Annotated in this window: 29 protein-coding genes; 12 read left to right on the top strand and 17 right to left on the bottom strand. The window is 69.6% G+C overall.

The genetic code is table 11. The features are described 5' to 3' along the window. Positions 1-44 precede the first annotated feature (44 nt). Complete coding sequence (gene leuA / locus ACYVIO_RS19270; protein WP_460653547.1) at positions 45-1,718, bottom strand: 2-isopropylmalate synthase; 1,674 nt, start codon at positions 1,716-1,718, stop codon at positions 45-47. 341 nt (positions 1,719-2,059) lie between these two features. Here leuA and ACYVIO_RS19265 point away from each other — a divergent pair, with 341 nt between their 5' ends. The 5 genes from ACYVIO_RS19265 (at position 2,060) to ACYVIO_RS19245 (ending at position 5,313) form a co-directional block, all read left to right on the top strand. After that, positions 2,060-2,866, top strand: coding sequence for an EamA family transporter (locus tag ACYVIO_RS19265; RefSeq protein WP_460652216.1), 807 nt, complete (start codon positions 2,060-2,062; stop codon positions 2,864-2,866). Beyond that, a complete protein-coding gene (locus ACYVIO_RS19260) occupies positions 2,863-3,510 on the top strand; it encodes an alpha/beta fold hydrolase (protein ID WP_460652215.1) in 648 nt (215 codons plus the stop codon). The genes ACYVIO_RS19265 and ACYVIO_RS19260 overlap by 4 nt, the downstream gene beginning before the upstream one ends. 66 nt (positions 3,511-3,576) lie before the next feature. Then, positions 3,577-3,891 (top strand): putative quinol monooxygenase, encoded by a 315-nt coding sequence (locus ACYVIO_RS19255; protein ID WP_460652214.1) that lies wholly within the window; start codon positions 3,577-3,579, stop codon positions 3,889-3,891. Beyond that, entirely contained in the window at positions 3,891-4,877 is a 987-nt protein-coding gene (locus ACYVIO_RS19250) for an alpha/beta hydrolase (protein WP_460652213.1), read from the top strand. Before ACYVIO_RS19255 ends, ACYVIO_RS19250 begins: the two co-directional genes overlap by 1 nt. Positions 4,878-4,887: 10 nt before the next feature. After that, a complete protein-coding gene (locus ACYVIO_RS19245; RefSeq protein ID WP_460652212.1) occupies positions 4,888-5,313 on the top strand; it encodes a PPOX class F420-dependent oxidoreductase in 426 nt (141 codons plus the stop codon). A gap of 84 nt (positions 5,314-5,397) precedes the next feature. Here the strand turns inward: ACYVIO_RS19245 and katG are convergent, their stop codons facing one another. Both katG and ACYVIO_RS19235 read right to left on the bottom strand, forming a co-directional pair. Further along, on the bottom strand, positions 5,398-7,599 hold the full coding sequence (gene katG, locus ACYVIO_RS19240; RefSeq protein ID WP_460652211.1) for a catalase/peroxidase HPI: 2,202 nt from the start codon (positions 7,597-7,599) through the stop codon (positions 5,398-5,400). 2 nt (positions 7,600-7,601) lie between these two features. Further along, positions 7,602-8,054 carry a Fur family transcriptional regulator gene (locus ACYVIO_RS19235; protein ID WP_460652210.1) on the bottom strand — a complete coding sequence of 151 codons (453 nt, stop codon included), beginning with the start codon at positions 8,052-8,054 and terminating at the stop codon, positions 7,602-7,604. Positions 8,055-8,166: 112 nt separating this feature from the next. Here ACYVIO_RS19235 and ACYVIO_RS19230 point away from each other — a divergent pair, with 112 nt between their 5' ends. Continuing rightward, the gene (locus tag ACYVIO_RS19230; protein ID WP_460652209.1) at positions 8,167-9,156 is read left to right on the top strand and encodes a GNAT family N-acetyltransferase; all 990 of its coding nucleotides are present in this window, start codon (positions 8,167-8,169) and stop codon (positions 9,154-9,156) included. On the opposite strand, the gene ACYVIO_RS19225 is transcribed toward ACYVIO_RS19230, so the two are convergent. Then, positions 9,153-10,055, bottom strand: coding sequence for a LysR family transcriptional regulator (locus ACYVIO_RS19225; RefSeq protein WP_460652208.1), 903 nt, complete (start codon positions 10,053-10,055; stop codon positions 9,153-9,155). The genes ACYVIO_RS19230 and ACYVIO_RS19225 overlap by 4 nt on opposite strands. A 71-nt stretch (positions 10,056-10,126) precedes the next feature. Here ACYVIO_RS19225 and ACYVIO_RS19220 point away from each other — a divergent pair, with 71 nt between their 5' ends. Next, positions 10,127-10,819, top strand: a complete 693-nt coding sequence (locus ACYVIO_RS19220; RefSeq protein WP_460652207.1) for a nitroreductase family protein — start codon at positions 10,127-10,129, stop codon at positions 10,817-10,819. On the opposite strand, the gene ACYVIO_RS19215 is transcribed toward ACYVIO_RS19220, so the two are convergent. The 7 genes from ACYVIO_RS19215 to ACYVIO_RS19185 form a co-directional block, all read right to left on the bottom strand. Continuing rightward, positions 10,797-11,528: a GNAT family N-acetyltransferase gene (locus ACYVIO_RS19215; protein WP_460652206.1), complete on the bottom strand. Its 732-nt coding sequence runs from the start codon at positions 11,526-11,528 to the stop codon at positions 10,797-10,799. The two genes, ACYVIO_RS19220 and ACYVIO_RS19215, sit on opposite strands and share 23 nt — an antisense overlap. Continuing rightward, a complete protein-coding gene (gene era / locus ACYVIO_RS19210) occupies positions 11,528-12,457 on the bottom strand; it encodes a GTPase Era (RefSeq protein ID WP_460652205.1) in 930 nt (309 codons plus the stop codon). Before era ends, ACYVIO_RS19215 begins: the two co-directional genes overlap by 1 nt. Beyond that, entirely contained in the window at positions 12,441-12,779 is a 339-nt protein-coding gene (locus ACYVIO_RS19205; RefSeq protein WP_460652204.1) for a cytidine/deoxycytidylate deaminase family protein, read from the bottom strand. Before ACYVIO_RS19205 ends, era begins: the two co-directional genes overlap by 17 nt. Positions 12,780-12,813: 34 nt before the next feature. Further along, positions 12,814-14,121, bottom strand: a complete 1,308-nt coding sequence (locus tag ACYVIO_RS19200) for a hemolysin family protein (RefSeq protein ID WP_460652203.1) — start codon at positions 14,119-14,121, stop codon at positions 12,814-12,816. Between the two features lie 7 nt (positions 14,122-14,128). Next, positions 14,129-14,605 (bottom strand): rRNA maturation RNase YbeY, encoded by a 477-nt coding sequence (gene ybeY, locus ACYVIO_RS19195; protein WP_460652202.1) that lies wholly within the window; start codon positions 14,603-14,605, stop codon positions 14,129-14,131. After that, complete coding sequence (locus ACYVIO_RS19190; protein WP_460653546.1) at positions 14,602-15,528, bottom strand: PhoH family protein; 927 nt, start codon at positions 15,526-15,528, stop codon at positions 14,602-14,604. The genes ybeY and ACYVIO_RS19190 overlap by 4 nt, the downstream gene beginning before the upstream one ends. A 190-nt stretch (positions 15,529-15,718) precedes the next feature. Beyond that, on the bottom strand, positions 15,719-16,528 hold the full coding sequence (locus tag ACYVIO_RS19185; RefSeq protein WP_460652201.1) for a hypothetical protein: 810 nt from the start codon (positions 16,526-16,528) through the stop codon (positions 15,719-15,721). A gap of 121 nt (positions 16,529-16,649) precedes the next feature. On the opposite strand from ACYVIO_RS19185, the gene ACYVIO_RS19180 reads away from it, so the two are divergent. From ACYVIO_RS19180 to ACYVIO_RS19170, 3 genes are all read left to right on the top strand, one after another. Beyond that, positions 16,650-17,159 (top strand): SigE family RNA polymerase sigma factor, encoded by a 510-nt coding sequence (locus ACYVIO_RS19180; RefSeq protein WP_460652200.1) that lies wholly within the window; start codon positions 16,650-16,652, stop codon positions 17,157-17,159. Further along, the gene (locus ACYVIO_RS19175; RefSeq protein ID WP_460652199.1) at positions 17,156-18,271 is read left to right on the top strand and encodes a Gmad2 immunoglobulin-like domain-containing protein; all 1,116 of its coding nucleotides are present in this window, start codon (positions 17,156-17,158) and stop codon (positions 18,269-18,271) included. The genes ACYVIO_RS19180 and ACYVIO_RS19175 overlap by 4 nt, the downstream gene beginning before the upstream one ends. A gap of 126 nt (positions 18,272-18,397) precedes the next feature. Next, positions 18,398-18,949: a dihydrofolate reductase family protein gene (locus tag ACYVIO_RS19170; protein ID WP_460652198.1), complete on the top strand. Its 552-nt coding sequence runs from the start codon at positions 18,398-18,400 to the stop codon at positions 18,947-18,949. An 18-nt stretch (positions 18,950-18,967) separates the two neighbouring features. Here the strand turns inward: ACYVIO_RS19170 and ACYVIO_RS19165 are convergent, their stop codons facing one another. From ACYVIO_RS19165 to ACYVIO_RS19140, 6 genes are all read right to left on the bottom strand, one after another. After that, positions 18,968-19,615, bottom strand: a complete 648-nt coding sequence (locus tag ACYVIO_RS19165) for an SAM-dependent methyltransferase (RefSeq protein WP_460653545.1) — start codon at positions 19,613-19,615, stop codon at positions 18,968-18,970. A 5-nt stretch (positions 19,616-19,620) separates the two neighbouring features. Next, positions 19,621-20,574 carry a 16S rRNA (uracil(1498)-N(3))-methyltransferase gene (locus tag ACYVIO_RS19160; RefSeq protein WP_460652197.1) on the bottom strand — a complete coding sequence of 318 codons (954 nt, stop codon included), beginning with the start codon at positions 20,572-20,574 and terminating at the stop codon, positions 19,621-19,623. 23 nt (positions 20,575-20,597) lie between these two features. Next, the gene (gene dnaJ, locus ACYVIO_RS19155) at positions 20,598-21,740 is read right to left on the bottom strand and encodes a molecular chaperone DnaJ (protein WP_460652196.1); all 1,143 of its coding nucleotides are present in this window, start codon (positions 21,738-21,740) and stop codon (positions 20,598-20,600) included. Positions 21,741-21,765: 25 nt separating this feature from the next. Next, positions 21,766-22,785: a heat-inducible transcriptional repressor HrcA gene (hrcA, locus tag ACYVIO_RS19150; protein ID WP_460652195.1), complete on the bottom strand. Its 1,020-nt coding sequence runs from the start codon at positions 22,783-22,785 to the stop codon at positions 21,766-21,768. An 84-nt stretch (positions 22,786-22,869) separates the two neighbouring features. Continuing rightward, complete coding sequence (locus ACYVIO_RS19145) at positions 22,870-23,973, bottom strand: Gfo/Idh/MocA family protein (protein ID WP_460652194.1); 1,104 nt, start codon at positions 23,971-23,973, stop codon at positions 22,870-22,872. Then, positions 23,958-24,599, bottom strand: coding sequence for a ThuA domain-containing protein (locus ACYVIO_RS19140; protein ID WP_460652193.1), 642 nt, complete (start codon positions 24,597-24,599; stop codon positions 23,958-23,960). Before ACYVIO_RS19140 ends, ACYVIO_RS19145 begins: the two co-directional genes overlap by 16 nt. A gap of 132 nt (positions 24,600-24,731) precedes the next feature. Here ACYVIO_RS19140 and ACYVIO_RS19135 point away from each other — a divergent pair, with 132 nt between their 5' ends. Together ACYVIO_RS19135 and ACYVIO_RS19130 are read left to right on the top strand one after the other, a co-directional pair. Continuing rightward, positions 24,732-25,076: an EF-Tu/IF-2/RF-3 family GTPase gene (locus ACYVIO_RS19135; RefSeq protein WP_460652192.1), complete on the top strand. Its 345-nt coding sequence runs from the start codon at positions 24,732-24,734 to the stop codon at positions 25,074-25,076. 23 nt (positions 25,077-25,099) lie between these two features. Then, positions 25,100-25,984 carry an MBL fold metallo-hydrolase gene (locus tag ACYVIO_RS19130; RefSeq protein ID WP_460652191.1) on the top strand — a complete coding sequence of 295 codons (885 nt, stop codon included), beginning with the start codon at positions 25,100-25,102 and terminating at the stop codon, positions 25,982-25,984. Positions 25,985-26,058: the final 74 nt, after the last annotated feature.

The raw sequence follows: 26,058 nt of genomic DNA, 5'->3' as shown, positions 1-26,058 counted from the left end.
CGGGGCCCTGCACCTGCGGTGCGGGCGGGAGCTCCGCCCCCGGGTTACCGGGTGGCGCGGTTGATGGCTGAGACGACTGCCTTCAGCGAGGCAGTGAGGATGTTGGCGTCTCGGCCTACGCCCCAGAAGACCTCGTCGCCGACCTCGCACTCGACGTACGCGGCGGCCAGGGCGTCGCCGCCGGCCGAGAGGGCGTGCTCGTGGTAGTCCAGCACGCGCACGTCGTACTTCAGCGGCTTGATCGCGTCGACGAACGCCGAGACCGGGCCGTTGCCCTCGCCGGTCAGCTCGTGCGGTACGCCGTTGGAGTAGACCTGCACGGCGACGGTCTCGTTGCCCTCGCCACCGGAATTCGACGTCACGGTCAGCAGTGACAGCTTGCCCGGCGCCAGGTACTCGGCCGCGAAGATGTCCCACATCACGCCCGGGCCGACCTCGCCGCCCTCGGCGTCGGTGTGCTGCTGGATGACCCGGCTGAACTCGATCTGCAGCCGGCGCGGCAGGTCGAGACGGTGCTCGGACTTCATGATGTACGCGACGCCGCCCTTGCCGGACTGCGAGTTGACCCGGATCACGGCCTCGTACGAGCGGCCGACGTCCTTCGGGTCGATCGGCAGGTACGGCGCTTCCCAAGTGATCTCGCCGACCGGACGGCCCTCGGCCGCGGCCTGCTTGTCCAGCGCCTCCAGGCCCTTCTTGATCGCGTCCTGGTGCGAGCCGGAGAAGGCGGTGTAGACCAGGTCACCGGCGTACGGCTGCCGCTCGGGAACCCGCATCTGCGTGCAGTACTCGACCGTACGACGGATCTCGTCGATGTCGGAGAAGTCGATCTGCGGGTCGATGCCCTGGCTGAACAGGTTCATCCCCAGCGTCACCAGGTCGACGTTGCCGGTCCGCTCGCCGTGGCCGAACAGGCAGCCCTCGACACGGTCCGCGCCGGCCATCAGCGCCAGCTCGGTGGCGGCGACCGCCGTACCGCGGTCGTTGTGCGGGTGCAGGCTGATCGTGCTGTGCTCGCGCCGGGTGAGGTTCCGGCCGAACCACTCGATCTGGTCGGCGTACACGTTCGGCGTGGACATCTCGACCGTGGCCGGCAGGTTCAGGATGATCTCGCGGCCGGCGGCAGGCTGCCAGACGTCGCTGACCGCCTCGCACACCTCCAGCGCGAACTCCATCTCGGTGCCGGTGAAGATCTCCGGGCTGTACTGGTAGCCGAACTCGCAGTCGCCCAGCATCTCGTCGGCGTACTTCATCACGGTCTCGGTCCCGCGGACGGCGATGTTCAGGCACTCGGCCTTCTCGACGTTGAACACCACCCGGCGAAACAGCGGCGCGGTCGCGTTGTACAGGTGGATGGTCGCCTTCGGCGAGCCCTGCAGCGACTGCACGGTCCGCTCGATCAGCTCCTCGCGGGCCTGGGTCAGGACGGAGATCGTCACGTCCTCGGGGATCGCGTCACCCTCGATCAGGCTGCGGACGAAGTCGAAGTCGTACTGGCTGGCGCTGGGGAAACCGACCTCGATCTCCTTGTAGCCCATCCTCACCAGCAGGTCGAACATCCGGCGCTTGCGGGCCGGCGACATCGGCTCGACCAGGGCCTGGTTGCCGTCGCGCAGGTCGGTGGACAGCCAGCGCGGGGTCTGCTCGACGGACTTCGTCGGCCAGGTGCGGTCCGGCAGGGCGATCGGGGGGAAGGCGCGGTAGCGCGCTACCGGCATCCCGGACGGCTGCTGGACGGGCTGAGGCTGGTTCTTCGGTGCCACGGGGTTCTCCTCGGGAAGGCTGTACTACGGGTCGCAGACGACCGGCGCACGACAGAACTCCGCGGCGAGGGAACCGGCCTGGTCAGGCCTCGCCGCGGCAGCGAAGGAGGAGAATCTGGTGCCGCATGATGCCAGCGAGTTTAGGCACAGCTCCGCCTGGCCGTCGAACCGGGGGTCTCGATCGGCGAGACACGCAGCGTGATCGCGGGCGGCTCGGCAGCGAGGGTGACCGCCGTCGGGTCGCGCTTCCCGCTTGAGTAGACAGCGTCTACCTGGTTGAGGTAGACACTGTCTACGTGACCGCTCTCGCCCTGCTCGTCGTCGCCGCCTGCTGCCATGCGAGCTGGAACCTGCTGCTCAAGAGGTCGCCGCCGCAGGGGCCGGGATTCGTCTGGTTGTGCTCGGTCGTGATGGCGCCGGTGTCGCTCGGGCTGGTCGCGTGGCGCGGGCTCGGGCCCGCGTGGTGGGCGGCGCTGGTGAGCATGGCGCTGCACACGGCGTACGCGGTGACGCTGCAGAAGGCGTACGGCGCCGGTGGGTTCTCGATCGTCTATCCGGTGAGCCGCGGTACGACGCCGGTGCTGGTGACGCTGGCGGCGATTCCGTGGACCGGCCTGCCGCCGATAGTGACGTGGATCGGCGCAGCCCTGGTCGCCTGCGGAGTCCTGGTGATGGACCGCACTCCCGGACGGCGTGGACTCGGCCGCGGCGTCGGGCTCGGCCTCGGAGTCGCCGCGTGCAGCTGTGCCTACACCCTCTGGGACGGCATCGCGATCACCATGCTCGACGTCGATCTGCTGTCCTACCTCGCGGTCAGCAACCTTGCCCAGGTCATCCTGCTCACCGCGGTCGTTCGGCCGCGCAAGGTCTTGCGGTACTGGCGAAGCGCCGTACCGGTAGCCGCGCTCACGCCTGCCAGCTACGGGCTCGTGCTCGTCGCGATGACGCTGACCTCGATCGAGACCGTCGCGATCGGCCGCACGCTCAACGTCGTCGTCGGCACGCTGCTCGGGCTCGTCGTCCTGCGCGAACGACTCACTCCCCTGACCACCACCGGACTCGCCGCTATCGTCGGCGGCGTGCTGCTAGGAGCCTCGCTGTGAAAACGCTCGTCTGCCTGCATGCCGGTATCAGCGGGCCTGGTACGTGGGATGTCGTCCGCCCGGGGTTGGAGGCGCTCGGGTACGAGCTGGTCTGCCCGACGCTGCTCGGTCATGAGGACGCCGTACGACGTGATGCCTATCCCCTGACGGCCTTCCGGGACGAAGTCGTTCGCGAGCTCGACGGCATCGATCGCTTCACCTTGGTCGGTCACTCGCTGGGCGCGTTCGTCGCGACGCTCGTGGCGCAGCAGCACCCTGAACGGGTCGAACGGCTCGTGCTCGAGGAAGTGCCGGTCCCGCCGCGGGACGCGCAGGACAGCGCGCCCGCCCGGACCGCCGCGGGTCCGGTGATGCGACTGCTGGCTCGACTCAGCCGTCGCTCGTACGACCCGGTTATGTTCCGCCAGGTGCTCACCCAGCTCCAAGAGCCTCAGCCCGAGTGGTGGGCCGGGCTGCCCGAGATCACCGCCCCCACTCTCCTGCTGGCCGGCGGCTCAGGAAGCCACCTCGACCAGTCGCGCTTCCCGCTGGTCGCCAAGTTCTTGCCCTCAGCAAGCATCACCGAGGTCGACGCCGGCCACCGGATCCACACCAAGGCCCCCGACCGTTGGCTGACCGCCGTGCGTGCCCACCTCGAACCGTAGAGGATCGTGCAAGAGCCTGAGAGCTTCTGTCTACCTGTATCACGCGCTGGACTGTGGAATTGACTCATGAACGTCACCTACGGATTCCAAGCGACCATGACCGCCAAGCCAGCAATGGGCAACCAACTCGTCGACGTCCTGCTGTCGGCGCTGAAGCCGGGCAACCCGGCCTCCACCGAGTACTGCGTCGTCTACCTGGTCAGCCGCTCGGCCTCCGATCCCGACGTCGTCCACGTCACCGAGGGCTGGACGACCGAGGAGGACCACCACCGGATCTTCGCCGGCGACGCGGCCCAGGCGATCGTCACCCAGGTCCAGAACCTGCTGAGCGACTCCACCGGCACCGACTACATGCCCGTCGGCGGCAAGGCGGTGCTGTGATGCTGGCCCGCCCCGCACTCGACCCCGAGCTCGCCGCCGGTCTGGAGGGCATGCCGCTCGTCACGGAGGTCACCGCTGAGCTGCTCCCCCAGCTACGTGCGATGTCCGCAGTACCGGCGGAGGCTGTGCTCGCCGGTCGCACAGTCCGCCGGCGCGAGGTCGAGGTCCCGGTCCAGACCCCGGGCGCGGACGCGGGCTCGGGCGCGGGCGCGGAGAGCTCCACGATCTCGATGACCGTGCTCACTCCGGCGAACGCCAAGCCGGGGGCGCCCTGCGTCTACTGGCTGCATGGCGGTGGGCGGATCATGGGCGACCGGTTCTCCCAGCTCGACATTCCGCTGGAGTGGCTCGACGAGTTCGGGGCGGTCGTCGTGACGATCGACTACCGGCTGGCGCCCGAGGCCACTGGCGACACCGCCGTCGAGGACTGCTACCAGGGGCTGCTCTGGATCAAGGAGCACGCCGACGAGCTGGGGATCGATGCCGACAGGATCATCATCGCCGGAGCCAGCGCGGGCGGTGGGCTGGCCGCAGGAGTCACCCTCATGGCCCGCGACCGACGTACGCAGGTCATCGCCGCCCAGTTGCTGATCTGCCCGATGCTCGACGACTCCAACAGCTCTGTCTCCAGTCAGCAGTACGCCGGAGAGCCGGGCGTGTGGACCCGTGAGACCAACGCCTTCGCTTGGAACGCTGTAGGACAGCCAAGTGCTTATGTCTCACCTGCTCGGCATGGAGATTTGGCCGACCTGCCGACCGCCTACATCGACGCAGGCTCGGCGGAGGTTTTCCGGGACGAGGACGTCGCCTACGCCTCCCGGATCTGGGCGGCCGGCGGGCAGGCGGAGCTGCACGTGTGGGCCGGCGGGTTTCACGGGTTCGACGCGCTCTTCCCCGATGCCGCGCTGTCCGTCGCGGCGCGGAAGACCAGGACCGCCTGGCTCGCGCGGACGCTGGCTTGTCTTCAAGTTGGGTTGAGCTCCTAGGCTTGAGGACATGACTGAATCTCTCGCCGCGCGGCTCGGTTCCCACGGGCTCGGTGCGCTCGTCACTCTCAAGCGGGACGGCCGGCCGCAGCTGTCGAACGTCACCTACGTGTACGACGCCGAGCTCAACCGGATCAGCGTCTCGCTGACCGACGGCCGGGCGAAGACGAAGAACCTGCGCCGCGATCCGCGGGCCAGCCTGTACGTCGACGGGCCGAACGGCCGGTCGTACGTCGTACTGGAGGGCAAGGCCGAGCTCACCGCGGTCGCGCAGCGGCCGGACGACGCGACCGTCGACGCACTGGTCGACTACTACCGGACCGCCTCCGGCGAGCACCCGGACTGGGACGACTACCGGCGCACGATGGTCGCCGACGGCCGACTGCTGTTCACGATGACGGTCGACCACGCGTACGGGATGCCGAAACCCGCCTGAACCACCAAGTCCGCGCGACTCGAGAGTCGCGCGGACTGGAAGACCCGGGGCCGGCGGCACCGAAGTGCGGCCGGCCCCGTCAGCTCACTTCAGGTCGAAGCGGTCGAGCTCCATGACCTTGACCCACGCGGCGACGAAGTCCTTGACGAACTTGCCCTGCGCGTCCCCGGCGGCGTACACCTCGGCGAGCGCCCGCAGCTGCGAGTTCGCGCCGAAGACCAGGTCGACCGGCGTCGCGGTCCACTTGACGTCCTCGGAGCCGAGGTCGCGGATCTCGAAGACGTTCTCCTCCGAGGCCGAGGCCTTCCACTCCGTGCCCGCGCCGAGCAGGTTGACGAAGAAGTCGGTGCTCAGCGTCTCGACCTTGTCGGTCAGTACGCCGTGCGCCGTGCCGCCCGCGTTGGCGCCCAGCGCGCGCAGGCCGCCGACCAGGACGGTCAGCTCCGGCGCGGTCAGGGTCAGCATGTACGCGCGGTCGAGCAGCAGCAGCTCCGGCGTCTGCTTCTCGCCGGCCCGCAGGTAGTTGCGGAAACCGTCGGCCCGCGGCTCGAGCACCGCGAACGAGTGGACGTCGGTGTCCTCCTGCGAGGCGTCGGTCCGGCCCGGGTGGAACGGCACGGTGACGTCCTGCCCGGCGTTCTGAGCCGCCTTCTCGACGGCCGCGGAGCCACCGAGCACGATCAGGTCGGCCAGCGAGATCTGCTTGCCACCGGCACCGTTGAACTCCTGCTGGATGCCTTCCAGCGTCTCCAGCACCTTCGACAGCTCGGCCGGCTCGTTGATCTCCCAGTTGCGCTGGGGCTCGAGCCGGATCCGGGCACCGTTGGCGCCACCGCGCCGGTCGGTGCCACGGAACGAGGCGGCCGAGGCCCACGCCGTACGGACCAGCTGGCCGATGGACAGGCCCGAGTTGAGCAGCTTGTCCTTCAGCGCCGCGACGTCCGCGTCGTCGACGAGCTCGCCTTCGACGGCCGGGACCGGGTCCTGCCACAGCTGCGGCTCCGCGACCCACGGGCCGAGGTAGCGCGGCAGGGGGCCCATGTCACGGTGCAGCAGCTTGTACCAGGCCTTGGCGAACGCGAGCTGGAACTCCTCCGGGTGCTCGAGGAATCGGCGCGAGATCTTGTCGTACTCCGGGTCGAAGCGCAGCGCGAGGTCGGTGGTGAGCATCGTCGGGCGGTGCTTCTTGGCCGCGTCGTACGCGTCCGGCACCGTCTCGTCGGCGTCCTTCGCGACCCACTGGTGAGCGCCGGCGGGGCTCTTGGTCAGCTCCCACTCGTACTCGTACAGGTTCTTGAAGAAGTCGTGGCCCCAGCGCGTCGGCGTGCTGGTCCAGGTGACCTCGAGACCGCTGGTGATCGTGTCGGCGCCCTTGCCGGAGCCGTACCCGCTCTTCCAGCCGAGACCCTGCTGCTCCAGCGGCGCGCCCTCGGGCTCCGGGCCGACGTGGTCGGCCGGGCCGGCACCGTGCGTCTTGCCGAACGAGTGACCGCCGGCGATCAGCGCGATCGTCTCCTCGTCGTTCATCGCCATCCGGGCGAACGTGTCGCGGATGTCGTGCGCCGCGGCGACCGGGTCGGGCTGACCGTTCGGGCCTTCGGGGTTCACGTAGATGAGCCCCATCTGGACCGCGCCCAGCTGGTTGTGCAGCTGCCGCTCACCGCTGTAGCGCTCGTCGCCCAGCCAGGTGTCCTCGGGGCCCCAGAAGATCTCCTCGGGCTCCCACAGGTCCTCGCGGCCGAAGCCGAACCCGAAGGTCTCGAAGCCCATGTCCTCGAGCGCGACGTTGCCGGCCAGCACCAGCAGGTCGGCCCACGAGATCTTCCGGCCGTACTTCTGCTTGACCGGCCAGAGCAGGCGGCGGGCCTTGTCCAGGTTGGCGTTGTCGGGCCAGCTGTTCAGCGGGGCGAACCGCTGCGAGCCGTCGCCGGCGCCACCGCGGCCGTCCTCGATCCGGTAGGTGCCGGCGCTGTGCCAGCTCATCCGGATGAACAGCGGGCCGTAGTGGCCGAAGTCCGACGGCCACCAGTCCTGCGAGGTCCGCATCACCTCGACGATGTCGCGCTTGAGCGCGTCCACGTCGAGGGTCTTGAACTCCTCGGCGTAGTCGAAGTCGCCGTCCAGCGGGCTGGCCTGCGGCGCGTGCCGGCGCAGGACCGAGAGGTCCAGCTGGTTCGGCCACCAGTCCCGGTTCGTCCGCGGGTTGGGCACCGTGGGCGTCGGGGCGTCGATGGCAGGGTTCTCGCTCTCGCTGCCGTGGTGGGGCAGCTCAGGCGTCTCGGTCATGCTCAACCTCTCGATGTGGTGGCTGGTTCAGAACTGGCCGCGGAGCAGTCCGGGCACAGTCCCCAGTACACGACCTCGGCCTCGTCGACGGAGAAGCCGTGATGGTCGGACGGGTGCAGGCACGGAGCCGCGCCGGTGGCGCAGTCCACGTCTTCGATGGCGCCGCAGGACCGGCACACCACGTGGTGGTGGTTGTCGCCGACCCGGGCCTCGTAGCGCGCGACCGATCCGGCCGGCTGGATCCGCCGGAGCAGACCCGCGTCGGTCAGCGCGCGCAGTACGTCGTACACGGCCTGGTGGGACACGTCCGGGAGCTCTTCCCGGGTGGCCCGGATGATCGCGTCGGTGTCGGCGTGCGGATGGGTGTGCACGGCGGTCAGGACAGCGAGCCGTGGCTTGGTGACCCGCAGTGCGGAGTCCCGCAGCAGGTGGTGGAAGTCACGGTCGGAGGCCATCGAGCGCAGTCTCTCGCGCATTCTGGAACGAGTCAAGAATGGGTGAGCCCGCAAGAAACTCACCACCGATAAATCACTCGCGGTGTCCGCCCGTCCGAGCCACTCTGACCTGGTGGACATCACGAGGCTCTCCCCCGACGACGAGGTCGGGTGCGCGGACGCCGTGGCGCTGTTCCAGGCCACGCACAAGCTCGACTGCCCCGGCGCGTTGCTGCCGACGCCGCGCGGGTTCGCGGCGCACCTGAGGTACGGCTGGGACGGCGATCCCGGACAGGCGTACCTGGCGCGTGACGACGAGGGCCGGCTGGTCGGAGTCCTGAGCGTCGAGCTCCCGACGTACGACAACACGAACCTGGCCTGGTTCGAGGTCGAGGTGCATCCGGACCGGCGCGGCCGCGGTCTCGGCGGCGAACTGATCGCGTACGGCGAGGGCCTGGCCGAGGAGCTCGGCCGCACGTCGGCCGGGCTGAGCGCCTGGGACCTGCCGAAGGCGGACGTGTTCGCGCGCCACCAGGGCTTCGAGCAGAAGGCGATCGAGGTGAACCGGCGCCAGGACCTGACCGTCCTGGACTGGGACCTCGTCCAGCGCCTGTACGACGACGCGGTGCGCGCCGCTTCGGCGTACGAGCTGGTCCGGGTGACCGGGAAGCTGCCCGACGACATGCTCGAGGGAATGGTCGCGGTCACCGCGTCGATCAACGACGCGCCCAAGGACGATCTGGACATCGAGGACGACGAGTACAGCCCGGAGCGGCTGCGGGCCTACGAGGACGCGCAGCTGGCGCACGACCGGACGCTGTACCGGGTGATCGCGCGCGAGAAGGCGACCGGCGCGCTGGCCGGGCACTCGACGATCACGGTGGAGCGCGAGCGCCCGCACATCGCCGAGCAGGCCGACACCGCGGTGTCGCGCGACCACCGCGGGCATCGGCTCGGCGCGCTGGTGAAGACCGGCATGCTGCTGTGGATGCGCGACGTCGAGCCGGCGCTGAGCCAGCTCGACACCTGGAACGCCGAGTCCAACGCGCACATGATCGGCATCAACGAGCAGCTCGGGTACCAGATCGTCGCCAAGTCGATCGCCTACCAGAAGTCGCTCTAGCTGAAGAGCTGTCTGCAGTGCTCCCGGAAGGCCTCCGCACGGCGGGTCATCCGGGAGCCTGCGGCCCAACCGAGCACGACCGGCGTCGTCGGCACGAGGTCGGCCAGCGGCTTCGTGAGCAGCGGTAGGCCTTCGTAGCTGAGGTCGGTCAGCGGTGTCTGCACGGCCAGTGAATAACCGATGCCACGGGCAACCAATGCGCGCATGAGTTCGAAGCTGCCCGCGCGATGCGCGGGCTTCATCTCCAGCCCGGCGGCTTCGAAGACGCGGGCGAAGTAGTGCTCACTCGGCGGTACGTCGAGCAGCACGTACGGCTCGTCGGCCAGGTCGGCGAGCGCGACCTTTCGCCTCCGGCCGAGCCGATGGCCGGCCGGCAGCAGCACCGACGGCGGACGGTCGTGCAGCACCTCGGTCTCGATGCCCGGCTCCAGGTTCTGCTCGTACAGGAACGCGAGTTCGCTCCGGCCGTCGAGCAGGCTGCGCTGTACGTCGGGCAGCGTGCCCTCGACGAACTCGATCGTCACGCCCGGCTGCACCTCGCGGAACCCGGCGATCGCCGCCGGGAGGTGGAACGGCGCGATCGGCGCGTAGCAGCCGACGACCAGCCGGCCCTCGATCTCCTGCCCGAGGCTGCGAGCCCCGCTGCCCAGCTCGGTCAGGGCTGCCAAGACTTTGCGTGCGTCGACGACCACCTGCTGCCCGGCGGCCGTCAGCCGGGTGCCACGACGCGAGCCGCGCAGGACGAGGCGGACGTCGAGCGCGCGTTCCAGTTCACCGATCGCGAGCGACACCGCGGACTGCGAGACGTGGCACAACGCGGCCGCGGCGGTGATGCCGCCGGTCTCGGCCACGGCGACCAGGTACTCGAGCTGGCGGGGTGAGACGTTCGGCAGAACCATGAGCAGAGCATATGGCTCGGTTGAGTTTTCCAAGCTCGACTCATGAGTCAACAGCGTGCCACGGTGGTCGTATGTCGTCGCGCGAGCACCGCCACCCGTTCGTCCCGTACGCCGTACCGCGGCTGCCGATCGACGAGGGACTGCGGCGGGGCGAGGAGTTCTACCAGGAGCTGGACCGGCGGCGGTCGGTGCGGTGGTTCTCGTCCGATCCCGTTCCCCAGCAGGCGATCGAGCTCGCCGTACAGGCTGCGAACACGGCGCCGAGCGGGGCGCATCATCAGCCGTGGACGTTCGTCGCGACTGACGACCCGGAGTTGAAGCGGGCGGTGCGGATGGCCGCCGAGGAGGAAGAGCGGCGGTTCTACCGCGACCGTGAACTGCCCGAGTGGCATGCGGCGCTGGATCGGCTGGAGACCGACGAGCACAAGGAGTTCCTGGACACGGCGCCGTGGCTGGTGGTCGTGTTCGCGCAGAAGCACACGCCGCTGGCCGACGGCGAGCTGCGGAAGAACTACTACGTGTCGGAGAGCGTCGGGATCGCGTGCGGGTTGTTCCTCGCGGCGCTGCACCGGATGGGGTTGGCGACGCTGACGCACACGCCGAACCCGATGAACTTCCTGACCAAGCTGCTCGACCGGCCGCGGACCGAGCGGCCGTACATCCTGTTCCCGATCGGCTATCCCGCGGACGACTGCGAGGTGCCGGTGCTGGAGCGCAAGCCGCTGAGCGAGGCGCTGGTGGTCAGACGACCTGCAGGATCGTGACCTTCGTCCGGTTGCTGAGCGTGAAGCCGAGGTGCTCGTAGACGCGGATCGCGGGCAGGTTGGCGCTGCCGGTGTGGAGGAACGGCCGGTCGCCGCGCTGCTCGATCCCGGCCGCGACGGCGCGGATCAGGCGGGTGGCGAGTCCGCGACCGCGGTGGTCGGGGTGAGTGCAGACGGCGCTGATCTCGGTGTAGCCGGCCAGACCATTTCCAGGCAGCCTGTACCGCTCGCCGGCCATCGCGATCAGGATGCCATCCTGCCGCAGGCCCAGGTAGGTGCCGAGCTCGATCGTGCGCGCCCGGAAGGGACCAGGGTCGGTCAGCGCGACCAGACTCAGCATCTCCGGTACGTCGTCCGGACCGAGCACGACCAACTCGGGGTCCTCGACCCCCAGACCGTCCGGCGCGACGAACTGCACCAGGTCGATCACCAGGTCGACCTTGAACGAGTCCGGCACCACGAGGTCAGGGTGCTTGATCGCAACCACCCGCCCGGGCCCGATCAGCGCGGCCGCGTCGGCCCAGTCCTGCTCACTCGGCTCGTACGGCAGCCCAAGGAAAGGCGCCACGTCGGCCGGGTAGACCCGAGCGTTCCCGCGCACCTCCGCGAAGGAGGAGTGCGGTCCGGAGAGCGCCGCGAGGGCGGGATTGAGGAGCACGGCGTCAGGTGCGCCGGCGCTCGCGTCGGAGGCGGTGCTCCCCTCCCCCATCAGAACCCGAGCTTTTTCAGGTGCTTGGCGTCGGTCTGCCAGTTCTTGGCGATCTTCACGTGCAGGTCCAGGTAGACCGGCGTACCGAGCAGGGCCTCGATCTGGCGGCGGGCGTTGGCGCCGACCTCACGCAGGCGGACGCCCTTGTGGCCGATCACGATGCCCTTCTGGCTGTCGCGCTCGAGGTAGAGGTTCGCGTAGATGTCCAGCAGCGGCTTGTCGTCGGGGCGGCCCTCGCGCAGCATCATCTCGTCGATGGTGACCGCGATCGAGTGCGGCAGTTCGTCCCGGACGCCTTCCAGCGCGGCCTCCCGGATCAGCTCGCCGACCAGGATCTCCTCCGGCTCGTCGGTCACGTCACCGTCGGGGTACAGCGGCATGCCGGTCGGCAGCAGCTTGACCAGCTCGTCGGCGACGACGTCCACCTGGTACCCGTCGACCGCCGAGACCGGCACGATCGAGGCCCACTCGATCCCGTGGGCCTCGCCCAGCTTGACGATCTGGTCCAGGTGCTCGGCCATCCGTTCCGGGGCGACCAGGTCGGCCTTGGTGGCCAGCGCGACCTTCGGCGTCTTGGCGACCTTCGCCGCCTCCCCGACCAGGAACCGGTCGCCCGGCCCGATCCGGTCGCTGGCCGGCAGGCAGACGGCGATCACGTCGACCTCGGCCCAGGTCGTCTTCACCACGTCGTTCAGCCGCTCGCCGAGCAGCGTCCGCGGCTTGTGCAGCCCGGGGGTGTCGACCAGGATCAGCTGCGCGTCGTCGCGGTGCACGATCCCCCGGACGGCGTGCCGGGTGGTCTGCGGCTTGGACGAGGTGATCACGATCTTCTGGCCGACCAGTGCGTTGGTCAGCGTCGACTTGCCCGCGTTCGGCCGCCCGACGAAACAGGCGAAACCGGAGCGGAACTCCTCAGGTGTGGACGACATCTCGAACCTCTCCGTTGCCATCAGCAACGACTACCGGCAGCGCGGCGCCACCGAAGTACCGAACGACCTCGACGTCCACGGCCTCGGGGCCGGCGTCGGTGACGACTGCGGCCGCCTCGATCCCCTTGACGCCGGACGAGACCGCCATCGCGACCGCGAGCTGCAGCGCGGACAGCAGCACCGTGTCGAGCTGGACCGTACAGGCAGCGTACGTGCGGCCGTCGGTGTCACGCACGGCGGCACCCTCGGCCGCACGGGTGCGGGCTCGAGCGGCGCGGGCCAGGGTGACCAGCTTGGCGTCCTCGTCGGAGAGGTCAGGCAACGCAGTGCTCCATAGTGAAGGGCTCCATCTGTGTTCAGGCAGTCTGGTGACTGCTGTCCTGCGGCTGCTCGGCGACCTCGTCGGTCCGCCGGACCAGCACCGTACCGATCTGGTTGCGGCGGCCGGACGGCCGCTCCGCGGTGAGGGACAGGCCCTCGATCTCGACCTGGGCGCCCGGGATCGGCACCTTGCCGAGCAGCTTGGCCATCAGCCCGCCGACGGTGTCGACGTCGTCGTCGTCCAGCGGTACGCCGAACAGCTCGCCGAGCTCGTCGATCGGGTACCGGCTGGACAGGCGGAAGGCGCCGTCGGACAGCGCCTGCACCGCCTCCGGCGCCTCGTCGTACTCGTCGGTGATCTCGCCGACGATCTCCTCGAGGATGTCCTCGATGGTGACCAGGCCGGCGGTGCCGCCGTACTCGTCGACGACCATCGCGACGTGCATCCGGGCCGCCTGCATCTCGCGCAGCAGCTGGTCGACCGGCTTGCTGTCCGGCACGTACATGCACGGCCGCATCACCGACTCGACCCGCTCGGTCGACTCCGACTGCGCGTTGTCGTAGACGCGGCGCATCACGTCCTTGAGGTAGACCACGCCGAGGATGTCGTCCAGCGACTCACCGACGACCGGGATCCGCGAGTAGCCCGAGCGCAGCGCCAGCGAGGTGAGCTGACGCAGCTTCTTGTGCCGCTCGATGTAGACCATGTCGGTGCGCGGGACCATCACCTCGCGCACGATCGTGTCGCCGAGCTCGAAGACCGAGTGGATCATCTGCCGCTCGTTGGACTCGATCACCGCGGACTTCTCGGCCAGGTCGACCAGCGCCCGCAGCTCGGACTCGGTCGCGAACGGGCCGGCCGCGAACCCCTTGCCGGGGGTGAGCGCGTTGCCGATCAGGATCAGCAGCTTCGGGATCGGGCCGAGCACCGTGGTCAGCGCCATGATCGGGCCGGCCGAGAGCATCGCGAACCGGTCCGAGTGCTGCCGGCCGAGCGTGCGCGGGGCGACGCCGATGATCACGTACGAGACCACCACCATCACCACCGCGGTGATCAGGATGTGCTCCCAGGTGATGGTGAAGATGTTCGACAGCGCCTGGGTGACCAGCACGATCGCGGTGATCTCGCAGCTCAGCCGGACCAGGAGCAGGGTGTTCAGGTAGCGCGGCGCGTCGTTCAGCAGCTCGCTCAACCGGATCGCGCGGGTGTTGCCCATCTCGACCTGCTCGTTGGCGCGCACCTTCGAATACGCCGAGATGGCCGCCTCCGCGCCGGCGAACACGCCCGCGAGCAGCACGAGCACCGCAGCCACAACCAGCAGGACGCCGTCGTGGTAGCTCACCGCCGCGTCACTCCTCGCCGAGCCGGTTTCCCGGGGCACGCCACGCTTCGAGCAGGCGGCCCTGGACTTCCCACATCTCCGCCTTCTCGGCCGGTTCGGCGTGGTCGTACCCGAGCAGGTGCAGGATGCCGTGCACCGTCAGCAGCTCGAGCTCGGCCCACGTCCCGTGACCGGCCTTGGCGCCCTGCGCCGCGGCCACCGTCGGGCACAGGGCGATGTCACCCAGGTGCCCGAGCGGCGGCTCGGCGTCGTCGGAGTCGTTGCCGGGACGCAGCTCGTCCATCGGCCACGACATCACGTCGGTCGGCCCGGGCAGGTCCAGGAACTCGACGTGGTACCGCGCCATCGTGTCCTCGTCGACCAGCTTGATCGACAGCTCGCACTCGGGGTGCAGGCGCAGGCTCGACATCACGAAGCGGCTCAGCCGCATCAGTCCGTGGGCGTCGATCTCCACGCCGGACTCGTTGTTGACCTCGACGTTCATCGGTTCGGTTCAGCGCTGCCTTCGTAGTTTTCGTAGGCCGACACGATCCGGCCGACCAGCTTGTGCCGGACCACGTCGTGCGACGTGAGCCGGCAGAACGTCAGGTCCTGCACGCCTTCCAGGATGTCCTGCACGACCCGCAGGCCGGAGCTCGTCCCGGTCGGCAGGTCGACCTGGGTGACGTCACCGGTGACCACCATCTTGGAGCCGAAGCCGAGCCGGGTGAGGAACATCTTCATCTGCTCGGGCGAGGTGTTCTGCGCCTCGTCCAGGATGATGTAGGCGTCGTTCAGGGTCCGGCCGCGCATGTAGGCCAGCGGCGCGATCTCGATCGTGCCGGCCGTCATCAGCCGCGGGATCGACTCGGGGTCGAGCATGTCGTGCAGCGCGTCGTACAGCGGGCGCAGGTACGGGTCGATCTTCTCCGACAGCGTGCCGGGCAGGAACCCGAGCCGCTCGCCGGCCTCGACGGCCGGCCGGGTCAGGATGATCCGGTTGACCTCCTTGGCCTGCAGCGCCTGGACCGCCTTGGCGACCGCCAGGTAGGTCTTGCCCGTACCGGCCGGGCCGATGCCGAACACGATCGTGTTCTTGTCGATCGCATCGACGTAGCGCTTCTGGTTCAGCGTCTTCGGGCGGATCGTCCGGCCACGGCTGGACAGGATGTTCTGGGTCAGGACGTCGGCCGGGCTCTCGGCCGTCTCGGCCTTGATCATCGCGATGCTGCGCTCGACGGAGTCGGCGGTCAGCCCGTGACCGGTCCGCACGACCGCGATCAGCTCGTCGATCAGCCGCTCGGTCAGCGCCAGCTCGGCCGGCTCGCCGTTCATCGTGATCTCGTTGCCGCGGACCATGATGTCGGCCGCGAACTCCTTCTCGATGATCCGGAGGAACTCGTCCCGGGCTCCGAGCAGCGCCACCATGTCGATGCTGTTCGGCACGACGATCTTGTGGGACGCCTTGGGCGGCTCGTTACCGCCGGCGCGCGTCGCACCCTGGTGCGACGGCTCGATACTGCGTGGCCTGGACAGCCTTTCCTCCTGGTGCCTGGTGACGATGACCTGATCCATGCTAGCCGTACGCTCCGACACACTCACTCGATAAAACTCCGGATCACCCCCCTTCTGGTGTCTGACCAGGGGTTTTGTCCAGTTCAAGCCGCCGGTCCCGCTCGGCACGCCACTGCTCGTCCGCGCGCAGACAGACCTGTACGCCGTCCGCGCACGCTCTGAGCAGCGGCTCGACCAGGTCGCTGACGAGGGTTTCGGCCCGGTCCGGATCGCGCCGGCCCAGCTCGTGCGCGCGCAGGATCCGGTACGTCGCCTCGACCGCGGCGCGCGCCGTACCGGACCCCGCCGGCGGGTGATCGAACTCGTCCGCGTGGGTGTTGCGGCCGTCGTCCCGGCCGAGCAGGTGGGACGGCGTGAACACGTGCAGCGCCCGGACGGCGGCTGTCGGGTCGCCGTCGTGGACCGCGTAGTCTCGCCAGACATGGGCTCCGCTGTAGCTGTCCTGGATCGCGTGGACCGCGGCGCCGAGTGGGCGGATCGAAGACGCCCACGCGAGGCGGAGCCGGTCGACGACGTACTGGGCGTTGATGCGCAGGTTGTCCTCGCCGCTGCGGAACGGGTCGGCGAGGAAGTGCTCGCGCTGGACGTCGGGGTTCAGGTACGCCGAGTGCAGGGTGGGCCCGGGGCCGGCGTACGGGACGGTGCGGCCGGTGTTGGCGACGTTGCGGATCAGGCCGGCGCCGAGGGCTCGGTCCTGGCGGGCCTGGGCCCGGTCGATCGCCCGTGCGTAGTCGTGCCGTCCGAGGCCGCGGATCAGGTCGTCCGGGCCCGCGAGGTCGTCGTACAGGCGATGAACGGCGGTCACGGTGAGTTCACGATGCCCGCACCAGGTGTGATCGCCGTGCTGTCTCATCGGGCTCCCGATGCGTCGTAGGTCACACGATGAGGCCGAACTTTCGCGCGGTTGTCAACCTGGGACACCTCCGTCGCGTCATCGTCATGTGGCACAACCGGCCGTGGTGTATGACGAGTGCGTGGCTCAGGACTCCTCGTGGAATGCCGACGAGGCGCTGACGGCTGTCTACACGGCGCACTACACGTCGTTGGTCCGCCTCGGCGCCCTGCTCCTGCGTGACCGCGGAGCGGCGGAGGAGATCGTGCAGGACGCCTTCGTGGCGATGCACGCCCGCTGGCACCGGCTGCGCGACCCGCACAAGGCGCTGGCGTACCTGCGGACCGCCGTGGTGAACCGCTGCCGCTCCCGGCAGCGGCACCTGGTGGTCGTCGACAAGCACATGCCGCGCTCGCTGCCGGACGAGCCGAGCGCGGAGCAGGCGGTGCTGCGGACCGCGGAGACCGACCGGGTGATCGAGGCGATGCGCACCCTGCCGGAGAAGCAACGCACCGTCATGGTGCTGCGGTACTACGGTGACCTGTCGGAGGCGGAGATCGCCGACACGATGGGAATCAGCCGGGGATCGGTGAAGAGCCATGCCGCGCGGGCGACCAAGTCCCTGCGCCAGGTCCTGGAGCAGAGCGCATGAATGATCAGCCGAAGGACGAGTTCGACGAGCTGATGCGGCGGGCCCTGCACAACGAGGCCGACCGGATCGAGCCGACCGACGGGCTGCACGAGATCCAGGCCCGGGTCCGCAACACCCGGACGCCGGTCAACCGCCGTCCCTGGGTGGTCACCGCCGGCGCCGCCGTGGTCGGGACGGCCGCCGCGATCGGCGCCTTCGCCGTACTGAACGGCGACAACAAGCAGGCGGGCGACAGCGAGGTCGCCGGAGCACCCAGTACGACGACCAGCGCGACCGGGGCTCCGGAGAGCGCGACCGCTCGGCCGTCGACCATGCCGTCGCCACCGCCGTCGGCGACCCTGCCGACCGACGCGACGCCGAAGGCGAAGCCGACGCAGGCCGGCAAGCTGGAGCCGGAGACCTCGGGCGCCATCCCGGTCTACTGGCTGGGCAAGGCGGTCGGCTTCGAGAAGGGTCCCGGTGTCAGGCTGTACCGGACCTTCGTGCCGTTCAAGGGCCGCGCGACGTACTCGGCGCTGCAGCTGATGGCCTCCGGGAAGTCCAACGACCCCGACTACACCTCTCCGTGGATCGGCGCGCAGGTCTCCGAGGTCCGGATGTCCGGTGCGCTGACGACCGTGGACTTCAAGTCCGTGCCGAAGACGCGGCTCGAGCCGGACGTCGCGGAGATGGCGCTGCAGCAACTCGTCTACACGGTGCAGGGTGCGAGCGGCGCGACCGTCCCGGTCGAGGTCAGGCTGCACGGCAAGCCGCTGTCGGAACTGTTCGGGGTCGACATCAAGCAACCGCTCGGCCGGGCCCAGTCGCTCGACGTCCAGGCGTACATCTGGATCACCTCGCCGGACAACGGCGCCGTGCTCACGGCGCCGTTCAAGGTGAGCGGGATCGCCGCGGTGAACGAGGCCCAGCTGAACTGGCGGATCACCTCCGACGACAACCGCCGGGTGCTCCGCGAGGGCGTGGCGGCGACCGAGGAGGCCTTCAAGCTCACGCCGTACTCGTTCGTCGTCGCCAAACTGCCGGCCGGGCGCTACACGCTCGAGGTCTTCGAGGTGTCGGCCGCGGACGGCCGGCTGACGTCCACGGACTCGAAGACGCTGGTCGTGAAGTAGCCCGCACTGGGTGTCGGCGTACTGCGGTCGGCGTAGGCGAGGTGTCCCCGTGGGGGTGATGCGACGGGTGCCGCCGAGCGACATGCTCGGAGTGACAGCACCTCTCGACCACCTCTGGGACGGACCATGAAGCCTCTGATCGTTTCCTGCAACGTCACCGTCGACGGGTTCATGTCCGGTCCCGACGACTCGCTGGCGTCACTCGAGTTCATCGTCCAGGACCAGCAGCTCGACGACGAACTGGCCGCGAAGTTCAGAGCCGTCGCCGACACCATCGTGGTCGGCCGCCAGACCTTCCTCGACATGACGGCGTACTGGTCCACCGCGGACGGCGACATGGCCGCGTGGCTGAACGAGACACCGAAGGTCGTGCTGTCCAGCGACAGTTCCTTCGACACCAGTGTCTGGAAGAACTCGACCTTGGCCGCAGGCGATGGCGTGGATCAGGTCAGTCGGCTGAAGAAGTCGTCCGGCGGCGCCATGGTGGCCTTCGGCGGCGTCAAGACTCTGCGCTCGCTCGTCGCCGCCGGTCTCGTCGACGAGTACTGGCTCAAGGTCAGCCCTACGGCCATCGGCCGTGGTGGATCCCTGTTCGCCGGGATCGCCGATCCTCAACGGCTGAGCTTGACCGCCGTGGATTCCTATCCGTCCGGCGTGATCCACGCCCAGTACCGCTGAGCGGCTGGTGGTTCCGGCTCAGATCGACTGGGTGTCGGGGTGGCGGACGAAGCTGAAGAGCTGCCGGCCCAGCTCTAGCGGCTGCGGGTCGGCGGTCAGGCGGTGGACACCGACGGACCAGAGCACGTCGTCGGGGGCGTCGTACGAGATCTCCTCGAAGCCTGCGCTCTCGAACCAGCCGCGGATGGTCGGGCAGAGGTCGGGCTCCTCGCGGGTGCGGGTCCAGACGACGGTCGCGCCGGGGGCGCAGAACTGCGGGAGTGCTTTGACGGTGGTCTCGACGTCGGCGTCGGTGATGTTGCCGAAGACGCCGCAGAACAGGACGAGATCGGCCGGTACGGCGCCGGCGTAGGCGTCGGTCCTGCCGGCGTCGGCCTCGACGACCTCGACGCCGGTCAGGCCGTTGACGGTCGCGGCGGCACGGGCGAGGCCGACGTTGCGGTGGTCGAGCTCGACGAGCCTGGCGGTGACGCGGCCTCGGGCCGGGTGGGTGGCAAGGACCTCGATCAGGTCGCGGCCTTGGCCGGCGCAGGCGCTGACCACCTGCAGCTTGGCGTCGGGGTCGGCATCGAGGCGTTCGCGGATCGCCTTCTGCACCGCTGCGAGGCGGCGACTCAAGGGCGACTCCTCGTCCTCGTACGACGAGTGCCACTCCAGCCAGTCCATCGAGCTCAAACCGCTGTCCTCCAACGAGATCTGGCCAGCAGGACAGAAGCTGCCGCGACGCCTGCCGTCGATGTTCTCAGGACGGTGTCGCCGAGCAGCACAGGCTCGGCTGCGAACGTCTCGAGCTCGGCGTCGGTGATGCCGCCTTCAGGTCCCACGACAATCACCACGTCGCCGGTGGTCGGTGGGTTCAGTGTTGCCAGTGGAGTCTTGGCTTCTTCGTGCAGTACGGCGGCCAGCGCGGCGTCCTTGACCAGCTGAGCGACCTCAGCCGTCGAGGCCACCGGAGCCACCTCGCAGAACCAGCTCCGCCGCGACTGCTTGCTCGCCTCGAACGCCCACGACCGCCACTTGGTCAGCGTCTTCTCCACCCGCTCCGGATTCGCCCGGAACTGACTACGATCCGCGTTCCACGGAACGATGAGATCCACCCCGACCTCGGTCAGCATCTCGACGGCCAACTCAGCCCGCTCTCCCTTGGGAAGCGCCTGTACGACGACCAACCGAGGAGCCGGCTTGGGCACACTCCCCCGCTGATCAACGGACACAGTGATCCCAGCCTTGGAGGAAGCCACCACAGCACCTTCAGCGAAGTTGCCCACGCCATCGGTCAGCCGAACGCGCTCGCCGGGACCGATGCGCCGCACCACCGCCGCATGGCGACCCTCGGCGCCGCCGAGCACCAACTCAGCTCCTCCTCCGCCTGCGGCGGAGGAGGAGTGGGGGGAGGAGGAGCCTGCGCCCCCGAGCTCACCGGCTACGCCGGGAGCAGAGGCGAGGCCGTTGCCCCCGAGCTCACCGGCTACGCCGGGAGCGGAGGCGAGGTCGTTGCCCCCGGGCTCGCCGGCTACGCCGGGAGCGGAGGCGAGGTCGTTGCCCCCGGGCTCGCCGGCTACGCCGGCGTCGGGGGGTGGCGGGAGGGTGCCCAGGTCCGCCAGGTAGAAGACTGCGAGTCCCATCGTCGGTGCCTGGGTCTGGCTGTTCAGTGGGCGCCGAAGGCGTCGCGGAGGCGGCCGAAGACGCCCTTGTGGGTGGCTTGGACCTGGCCCTGGGGGCGTTCCTCGCCGCGGGCCGCGGCCAGGTCGCGGAGGATCTGGGCCTGGCTGTCGTCGATCTTCGTCGGGGTCTCGACGATGATCTGCACGATCAGGTCGCCGCGGCCGGCGTGGCGAAGGCGCGGGACTCCTCGGGCCGTCAGGGTCATCGCGGTGCCGGACTGCGTGCCGGGGCGGATCTCCAGCGGCGTCGTCTCGCCCTCCAGCGTCGGCAGGTCGATCGTCGTACCGAGCGCGGCAGCGGTCATCGGCAGCGTGACCGTGCAGTGCAGGTCGTCGCCGTTGCGGCTGAAGATCTCGTGCGGCTCGACCTCGATCTCGACGTACAGGTCGCCGGCCGGACCGCCGCCGGGGCCGACCTCGCCCTGGCCGGACAGCTGCACGCGGGTGCCGCTGTCGACGCCGCCGGGGATCTTCACCGTGACCGTACGACGCGAGCGCACGCGCCCGTCGCCGGAGCACTCGACGCACGGGCTCGGGATGGTCGTCCCGAAGCCGCGGCAGTTCGGGCACGGACGCATCGTCCGGACCTCACCGAGGAACGAGCGCTGCGTGTGCGTGACCTCGCCGCGTCCGTGGCAGACCTCGCAGGTGACCGGCTCGGACCCGGCCGCCGCGCCCGAACCCGAACAGGTCGGGCACAGTACGGCGGTGTCGACCTTCAGCTCCCGCGTCGTACCGAACGCGGCCTCGCTCAGGTCGATCCGCAACGGGATCAGCGCGTCCTGACCACGCCGGGTCCGCGGCCGCGGTCCCCGCGTCGCCCCGCCGGTCTGGCCGAAGAAGGCGTCCATGATGTCGGTGAAGGTGAACGCCTGGCCGAAGCCCGCGCCCGCCCCACCCGGTCCGGCGCTCGCGAACGGGTCGCCGCCGAGATCGTGGACCTGCTTCTTCTGCGGGTCGCTCAGGACCTGGAAGGCGCGGCCGATCTCCTGGAACTTGGCGTGCGCGTCCTCGGAGTCGTTCACGTCCGGGTGGTACTGGCGGGCCAGCTTGCGGTAGGCCTTCTTGATCTCGTCCTGGGACGCGTCACGGCTGACGCCGAGAACGGCGTAGTAATCGGTGCTCATACTCCAGACCAGAGGTAGGGGAACGTCATGAATCAGCCAGGATCTGGCTGACGTAGCGCGCGACGGCGCGGACGGCGCCCATCGTGCTGGGGTAGTCCATGTGGGTCGGGCCGACGATGCCGAGCGTGGCCAGCGCCTCCGACTTGGGGCCGTACCCGGTCGCGACCACCGAGGTGGTGGCCAGCCCCTCGTACGGGTTCTCGTGCCCGATCCGGACCGTGAGGGTCTGCGGGTGGGTCGCCTCGCCGAGCAGCTTGAGCAGGATCACGTGCTCCTCGAGCGCTTCCAGCACGGGTTTCACGTTGCGCTCGAAGTCGTCGCCGTACCGGGTCAGGTTGGCCGCGCCGCCGACCGCGATCCGCTGCTCGCCCTCGTCGGTGAAAGCCTCCAGCAGCGTCGTCACGATCGTCGTGACGAACGGCCGGTCGACCGGCGGGAAGGTGTCGGCCACGCTGGTCAGCGCGGTCGTCGCGTCGGTCAGTCGCTGGCCGGTGAGCACCGTGTTCAGCCGGGAGCGCAGGTCGGCGACCAGCTGCTCGTCGACGTCGGAATGAGTCTCGACGATCCGCTGCTCGACCCGGCCGGTGCTCGTGATCAGCACCAGCAGCAGCCGCCGCGGCGTCATCGTGACGACCTCGACGTGCCGCACGCTGGAGCGGATCAGCGTCGGGTACTGCACGATCGCGACCTGGCGGGTGATCTGCGCGAGCAGCCGGACCGTACGCCGTACGACGTCGTCCAGGTCCACCGCGCCGGTGAGGAAGGACGAGATCGCCTTCTTCTCCGCCGCGGACAGCGTCTTCACCGTGCTCAGCTTGTCGACGAACAGCCGGTACCCGGCGTCGGTCGGGATCCGGCCGGCGCTGGTGTGCGGCTGGGTGATGTACCCCTCCTCCTCCAGCGCGGCCATGTCGTTGCGCACGGTCGCCGGCGAGACGCCGAGGTTGTGCCGGTCGACCAGCGTCTTGGACCCGACCGGCTCATGGGTCGCCACGTAGTCCTCGACGATGGCCCGGAGCACGTCCAGTTTGCGCTCGTCCAGCACGCGCACCACCCTCTCTCAGCGTCGGCCCCTGGCACTCAAGTCTTTCGAGTGCCAGTCTACCGACCCGTAGCAGGCGATCGCTGCTCAGGCAGTTTCGGGCGAGGCTCCCAACGGTACTGCGGCCGGGCGCTCGACCGTGCTGGTGACGTCCACCGGCTGGTCCTTGGCGGCCGCTTCGAGCAGCGACTCGAGCACGTCGAGCACGTGGAACGCCAGGGCACCGTCCGCGCGGTGCGGCCCGCCGGTACGGATCGCGCGCGCCAGGTCAGCAACCCCGACACCCCGCCCCGCTCCGGCGTACCCGCCGGCCACCGGGACCTCGGTCCACTCGCGGCGCGCCGCGGTCGCGATCTCGACCGTGCCGTCGAACGCGTTCGGGTCGGGCACGGACAGGCTGCCGTCGGTGCCGTAGATCTCGATCCGCGGCAGGCGCGCGGCCCACACGTCGAACGACATCAGCACCGTCGTCAGCGCGCCCGACTCGTGCTCGAGGATCCCGGTCACGTGCGTCGGTACGTCGACCGGGAAGATCTCCCCGGCCCGCGGCCCGGTGTGCACCTTCCGCTCGTCCTGCGAACGACCGGCGCGCCCGGTCACCCGTCGTACCGGGCCGAGCAGTGTGACCAGGCTGGTCACGTAGTACGGGCCCATGTCGAGCAGCGGGCCGCCGCCGGGCTGGTAGTAGAACTCCGGCGCCGGGTGCCACAGCTCGTGCCCGGGCGTGACGAACGACGCACTGGCCGCCGTCGGTACGCCGATGTCGCCGCGGTCGATCACGGCGCGCGCGGTCTGAGTCCCGGTCCCGAGCACGGTGTCCGGCGCGCAGCCGATCCGCAGGCCCTTCGCCTCGGCGAGCTCGAGCAGCGGCTTGGCCTCGGCCCGGTCGACGGCCAGCGGCTTCTCGCCGTACGTGTGCTTGCCGGCCTCGAGCGCGGCCCGGTGCACCGGGGCGTGCGCGGCCGGGATGGTCAGGTTGAGCACGATGTCGACGTCCGGGTCGGCCATCAGGTCGTCCGATGACAGCGCCCGTACGCCGGGGTGCGCGTCCGCGACGACCTGCGCGCGCGACACGTCCAGGTCGGCCACCGCGGCCACCTCGACCCCCGGCAGCTTGGCCAGGTGGTCCAGGTAGGTGCCGCTGATGACGCCGGTGCCGACGATCCCGATCCGGCTCACTTGCTCGCCCACAGCAGCCCCCGCTCGATGATCGTGCGGACCTCGGGGGTGTCCAGGTCGGCGAGGCTGTGGCCCGGCGTACAGACGAAGACCTTGCCGTCGCCCCAGGTGCGGGTCCAGACCGCGGGCATCGTCGCGCCCTCGATCCACGGGTAGTCCGGGTGGGCCCGGAAGGTCGTGGTCGCCAGGACGTTGTTGCTCGGGTCGGCGTGCACGTAGTACTGCTCGGTGTGCAGGTCGAACTGCTCGATGCCCTCGACGATCGGGTCGTCGGAGACCACCTCGATCCGGTGGTCGACGAAACCGCCCGGGTGCGAGATGAACTGGCCGCCGGTCATGAAGCTGTAGTCGACGTTGCCGCGGAACGAGTCGACGATGCCACCGTGCCAGCCGGCCAGGCCGGTGCCCGCGCGGACGGCGGCCTCCAGGCCCTTGGTCTCCTCGGCGGTGATCTCGCCCATGCTGATGCACTGCAGCACCAGGTCGGTGCCGTCCAGATCGAGGTAGCTCGAGGTGCTGTCGGAGACGGTGACCTCGAAGTCGTTGTCCCGCAGGAAGGGGATGAACAGCTCGGTCGCCTCGACCGGGAGATGGCCTTCCCAGCCGCCCCGGACCACCAGTGCCCGTCGTGTCGTCACGCTGCCTGCCCTTCAGAGATCGGATCTTTGCACCGCCTAGGCGACCCTAGGCGGTGCCCACCGGCCCTTCAAGCCCCTTCCCAGCCGGTGGATATCGTTTACCGGAACCGGTCACCGCATAGGGTCGCCGACATGGGATGGAAGTTCTGGAAGAACGACGAACGCCCGCAGGACACCGTGCCGCCAGTGGCGGCGCGGGTGCAGGACGGCGTGCCGTTCCAGCTGCGGGTGGAGGACGTGTTCTCGATCACCGGCCGTGGCACGGTCGTCACCGGGCGGGTGCTGGCCGGAATGGTCCGGGTGAACGACACGGTCGGTGTGCAGCGTGGTGGCGCCGAGGTGCTGCGGACCGTGGTCACCGGCGTGGAGATGTTCCGGCGTACGACGAAGCAGGCGGTCGCGGGAGACAACGTCGGCCTGCTGCTGAAGGATCTGGACAAGTCCGACGTGCAGCAGGGTGACGTGCTGACCCACTGACGCCGAAGGCTAAAGTCCGTGGCATGAGTGAGTGGACCGAGCTGGGTGATCGATGCTGGGTCCGCCGGTATCGCGAGTGGGACCTGAACGTCGGGCTGGTGGTCGGTGACGACGGCGCGCTGGTGATCGATCCGCGGGCGTCGACGGCGCAGGCCGAGCAGGTGCTGGCCGAGATCCGCGAGCTGACCGACCTGCCGGTGAAGTGGGTCGTCAACACGCACGCGCACTTCGACCACACCTTCGGGAACAGCGTCTTCACCGAGGCCGCGAGCTACGCGCACGAGAACGCCGCGACGGCGCTGGCCGAGCGCGGCCCGGCGCTGCAGGAGCACTACCGCGACAACCCTGGCACCGACCCGGCGTACCCGGAGATCGCGGCCGAGGTGCTCGCCGAGGTCGCCGCGACCGAACTGGTTGCCGTCGACAACACTTTCTCCGTCGCCAAGGTCATCGACCTGGGCGGCCGTCGGGTCGAGCTGCTGCACCTGGGCAACGCGCACACCGACGGGGACGTGGTGGTCGTCGTACCGGAGGCCGACGTGTTCTTCGTCGGCGACCTGGTCGAGGAGTCCGCGCCGCCGTCGTACGGTGACGACTCGTACCCGCTCGAATGGCCCGAGACGCTCGACCGCGTGATCGGGTTGCTCGGCGCGGACTCGAAGGTGGTCCCGGGGCACGGCGCGGTCGTCGACGCGGAGTTCGTCCGCGACCAGGCCGGGCACCTCGGCACGGTCGCGAACACGATCTCCGGGCTGCACCACGCCGGGACGTCGCTCGACGACGCGCTGAAGCACACCGACGACTGGCCTTGGCCTGTCGAGCACCTCGAGCACGCCGTACGCCGTGGGTACGGCGTACTGGGTGCTCCACGTCGTCCGACGTTGCCGTTGCTGGGGCCCGAGCACTAGTAGTGGTTATCCGTTGACACAGTGACACCTCATCCCGCACGTTGTGTGCGAGGCGCCCCGACGGGATGAGGTGG

The sequence above is a fragment of the Kribbella endophytica genome, from assembly GCF_054781295.1.
The sequence above is the reverse complement of the archived record's forward strand: the minus strand, read 5'-3'. Positions and strand labels throughout refer to the sequence as shown.

Excerpts from the sequence above, each read along its gene's own strand:
- ACYVIO_RS19160 (WP_460652197.1), bottom strand. The coding sequence starts at position 20,574 with ATGGGACTCGCAGTCTTCTACCTGGCGGACCTGGGCACCCTCCCGCCA.
- ybeY (WP_460652202.1), bottom strand. The coding sequence starts at position 14,605 with ATGAACGTCGAGGTCAACAACGAGTCCGGCGTGGAGATCGACGCCCAC.
- ACYVIO_RS19170 (WP_460652198.1), top strand. The coding sequence starts at position 18,398 with ATGAAGCCTCTGATCGTTTCCTGCAACGTCACCGTCGACGGGTTCATG.
- ACYVIO_RS19235 (WP_460652210.1), bottom strand. The coding sequence starts at position 8,054 with ATGGCCTCCGACCGTGACTTCCACCACCTGCTGCGGGACTCCGCACTG.
- ACYVIO_RS19190 (WP_460653546.1), bottom strand. The coding sequence starts at position 15,528 with ATGGTGGCGCTGCTCGGAGCCCGGGACGAGTTCCTCCGGATCATCGAG.
- ACYVIO_RS19175 (WP_460652199.1), top strand. The coding sequence starts at position 17,156 with ATGAATGATCAGCCGAAGGACGAGTTCGACGAGCTGATGCGGCGGGCC.
- ACYVIO_RS19165 (WP_460653545.1), bottom strand. The coding sequence starts at position 19,615 with ATGGACTGGCTGGAGTGGCACTCGTCGTACGAGGACGAGGAGTCGCCC.
- ACYVIO_RS19225 (WP_460652208.1), bottom strand. The coding sequence starts at position 10,055 with ATGGTTCTGCCGAACGTCTCACCCCGCCAGCTCGAGTACCTGGTCGCC.
- ACYVIO_RS19130 (WP_460652191.1), top strand. The coding sequence starts at position 25,100 with ATGAGTGAGTGGACCGAGCTGGGTGATCGATGCTGGGTCCGCCGGTAT.
- ACYVIO_RS19135 (WP_460652192.1), top strand. The coding sequence starts at position 24,732 with ATGGGATGGAAGTTCTGGAAGAACGACGAACGCCCGCAGGACACCGTG.
- dnaJ (WP_460652196.1), bottom strand. The coding sequence starts at position 21,740 with ATGAGCACCGATTACTACGCCGTTCTCGGCGTCAGCCGTGACGCGTCC.
- era (WP_460652205.1), bottom strand. The coding sequence starts at position 12,457 with ATGTCGTCCACACCTGAGGAGTTCCGCTCCGGTTTCGCCTGTTTCGTC.
- leuA (WP_460653547.1), bottom strand. The coding sequence starts at position 1,718 with ATGCCGGTAGCGCGCTACCGCGCCTTCCCCCCGATCGCCCTGCCGGAC.
- ACYVIO_RS19250 (WP_460652213.1), top strand. The coding sequence starts at position 3,891 with ATGCTGGCCCGCCCCGCACTCGACCCCGAGCTCGCCGCCGGTCTGGAG.
- ACYVIO_RS19215 (WP_460652206.1), bottom strand. The coding sequence starts at position 11,528 with ATGGGGGAGGGGAGCACCGCCTCCGACGCGAGCGCCGGCGCACCTGAC.
- ACYVIO_RS19245 (WP_460652212.1), top strand. The coding sequence starts at position 4,888 with ATGACTGAATCTCTCGCCGCGCGGCTCGGTTCCCACGGGCTCGGTGCG.
- ACYVIO_RS19255 (WP_460652214.1), top strand. The coding sequence starts at position 3,577 with ATGAACGTCACCTACGGATTCCAAGCGACCATGACCGCCAAGCCAGCA.
- ACYVIO_RS19220 (WP_460652207.1), top strand. The coding sequence starts at position 10,127 with ATGTCGTCGCGCGAGCACCGCCACCCGTTCGTCCCGTACGCCGTACCG.
- ACYVIO_RS19185 (WP_460652201.1), bottom strand. The coding sequence starts at position 16,528 with ATGAGACAGCACGGCGATCACACCTGGTGCGGGCATCGTGAACTCACC.
- katG (WP_460652211.1), bottom strand. The coding sequence starts at position 7,599 with ATGACCGAGACGCCTGAGCTGCCCCACCACGGCAGCGAGAGCGAGAAC.